The organism is Streptococcus sp. DD10 (genome assembly GCF_001578805.1).
Classification (GTDB): Bacteria; Bacillota; Bacilli; order Lactobacillales; family Streptococcaceae; genus Streptococcus.
The window spans coordinates 1-388 of sequence record NZ_KQ969208.1; the positions used below are offsets into that span (position 1 = coordinate 1).

1 protein-coding gene is annotated in these 388 nt (G+C 49.5%); it reads left to right on the forward strand.

Annotated elements, in window-relative coordinates; genetic code table 11:
• Positions 1-388 (forward strand): mucin-binding protein (locus STRDD10_RS11285; RefSeq protein WP_197458350.1); only part of this gene is annotated, 388 nt, incomplete at both ends.

Genomic DNA, 388 nt, shown 5'->3' on the forward strand with positions numbered 1-388 from the left:
CATGAATTGGTAGTAGATGTGACTAAGCCTAAGAAACCTGGTACACCACTCCTTCCAGAATTCCCAGAGGGACCTCAATGGCCAGAAGGATTGGCAGAAAGCGACCTCAAGAAAGAGGTGACTCGTACCATCAGCTATGTCAAGAAAGACAGCGCAGACGGTGCAGAAACCAAGGCTAAGGACGACACTGTCCAAACTGCCCACTTCTCTCGAGTTGCTCATTACAATGCGGTAACTAAGAAAGTAACCTACGGTGACTGGACAAGTACAGATAAAGAATTGCCAGAGGTTCAAGTAGGTGTCGTGGCAGGATATGTGGCAGATAAGGCAAGTGTAGGGGCTACCACCGCTCCAACTCCAGCAGCTGACGGTGCCGTAACTCCATTGA